A 2,274-nucleotide genomic window follows, 5' to 3' on the forward strand; every position below is an offset into this window, starting at 1 on the left:
GTGTTTATTTATTATGTCACTTCTACTTATTTATCTATTTTTAGGTCGACTAAGATAAAAACACAAAATAAGTAAAAGCTTAGTGTTTGGCTGAGAATCTTCCGATTATCAACTCCCACACTAACTTTATACAAAACCGTTGTAGGTAATTGATTAAAAAATGGCTGTACTCAATAACATAAAGCCATCAAATGGAATTAATTTATTAAATATCTCTAGAACTCATATGATTTGAACTAAAAACTGTATTTTAGGAACGTTTTAAAAACAGCAGCATTCGTTGCATTACAACATTGAATAGAGCATGGAAATTATTACTAAATTAAGTGAATATATATCTTATATAGAGAATTTACCGAAAGAATTTTCATTATCAAGAGGACAGTTCAAAAATCATCAATTATTACCAGGTGCTCTAAGAAGCGATGATACTCAAAAAAGAAAATATTCAAAAAGAGTAATTAGAGATTTTTTAGAGAAATTTAAAATGGATGCGCATCAATATATTCCAAACCCAGGAGATATTAAAAATGAGGTGGAATGGATGTTATATGCTCAACATTATGGTTTACCTACAAAATTATTAGATTTTACAACATCACATATAACTTCAATATTATTTGCCGTAGAAAAATCATTTCAAGAAGAAATAAATGAAAATGCTGTAGTATATTTTTTAAATCCTCTTGCTCTCAACCATAAATTTAAACAAGAATCGAAAATTATTAATATATCTGATATTAAAGATAACACAATAATAGAACAAGATGGTCCTATTGTAATAAATGGGCGAAAAATTAATACTAGAATCAATGCCCAAAAAGGACTATTTGTATTGTTTCAAGATGATGATAAACCATTAGAAAACATATATGATGATTCTATTTTGAGAAAAATTGAAATTAGCAAAGAAGATATGACAGATATATTATCTTCATTATATATTATGGGGATAAGTTTTACACATTTATACCCTGAATTAGAGTCGGTGACAAAAGATATTGTCAATCAACAAAACATAAATGAATATTTGAAAGATAATGACTAGAGAAATAGATAAATATAGAGTAAACCCAAGTAGTTTAGACTTAACTCTACAAATTATTAGAGATAGAATAAATTTAGGAAATAAGCTACAAGAATTAGAAGACGAAGAGCTTACTAAAGATCAGTTATTAGACTATAATGATGCGATTATTTTAACGCCTGATTATCAGCGTGAATATAGATCTACATCAAAAGACGAAAGTTCTCTTATCGAAAGTATGCTCTTGGGTATTCCAATTCCTCCAATATTTTTAGCTAGCCATAAACTAAAGGGAGTTCAAGTACTAAATGTAGTTGATGGACAGCATAGATTAAGAGCTTTTTATAGATTTTTTGAAAATAAGTTTAATCTCAAAGAACTAACGATACTCACCGAATACAATAATCTTTATTTTAGAGATTTAGAAATAGATGATTTAAGATTACTACAAAGTGGAAATATTTTAGCAATTACATTTAGACAATTTCCAGGAAAAGAATTTGAACTTGAAATATTCAGTAGATATAATAAAGGAACTAAACCTTTAACTCCTCAAGAGATAAGACATGCTGTGTATGACTCAAAAACAAATCAAAAGATAAATGCTTTTTGTAAAAAATTACTTGAAAACTATGATTCTAAACTTAGCAAAGCTTACAGCGTTTCCAAAGCTAGATATCAAAAAAAGGCTTTGCAAGAAAACATTTTTGTAATCCTATATATTTTGGAAAATGGAATTAATATAAAAATTCAAAAATCTCCACTATATGCAGAAAACTATATGAAAGATAAATCTGAATTAGCTAAAGCTTCTCCTGACCTAGTATCTTCTGATTTTTTTAAAACAGAAAGACTTTTCACTGAATTCAATAAATTCATTGAAGAATTATTATTAGTTATTGATTTCCCTTTTTCTAGAGAAATATATGGTTTTTCTAGACAAAAAAGTAAATTTCAAATATCAATAGCAATGATTATTGCAGGTATATTTAACAAAATGAAAACTTCAAATATGACTATAGAAACAATCACTTCTAAAGATAATATACAGTTTTTTTTGGAGCAAGTTGCCAATATATTATCGGAATCCCATCTTGAAAACCCTGATTATAAAGCTTCATCAACAAATCCAATTGAACTTAAAAGTATTGTTGACCTGTATAAAATAAACGAATAAAAACTACCTACAACACCGCATAAAGTTAATGTGAGTTTTTAGGTTTGCTAAAAGGTTTGTGTTTTTTTAT

Annotated in this window: 2 protein-coding genes; both read left to right on the plus strand. The window is 27.1% G+C overall.

What is annotated here, in order from left to right; all coding sequences use genetic code 11:
* Positions 1–304 precede the first annotated feature (304 nt).
* Complete coding sequence (locus FGM02_RS07800) at positions 305–1,048, plus strand: FRG domain-containing protein (RefSeq protein WP_139957808.1); 744 nt, start codon at positions 305–307, stop codon at positions 1,046–1,048.
* Positions 1,041–2,204 (plus strand): DUF262 domain-containing protein, encoded by a 1,164-nt coding sequence (locus tag FGM02_RS07805; RefSeq protein WP_139957809.1) that lies wholly within the window; start codon positions 1,041–1,043, stop codon positions 2,202–2,204. The genes FGM02_RS07800 and FGM02_RS07805 overlap by 8 nt, the downstream gene beginning before the upstream one ends.
* The last annotated feature ends 70 nt before the right edge of the window (positions 2,205–2,274 follow it).

This window comes from Flavicella sediminum (assembly GCF_006381105.1).
Lineage (GTDB): Bacteria > Bacteroidota > Bacteroidia > Flavobacteriales > Flavobacteriaceae > Flavicella > Flavicella sediminum.

Bases quoted from the DNA above. Each gene is read 5' to 3' on its own strand.
- FGM02_RS07800 (WP_139957808.1), top strand. From the start codon at position 305: ATGGAAATTATTACTAAATTAAGTGAATATATATCTTATATAGAGAAT.
- FGM02_RS07805 (WP_139957809.1), top strand. From the start codon at position 1,041: ATGACTAGAGAAATAGATAAATATAGAGTAAACCCAAGTAGTTTAGAC.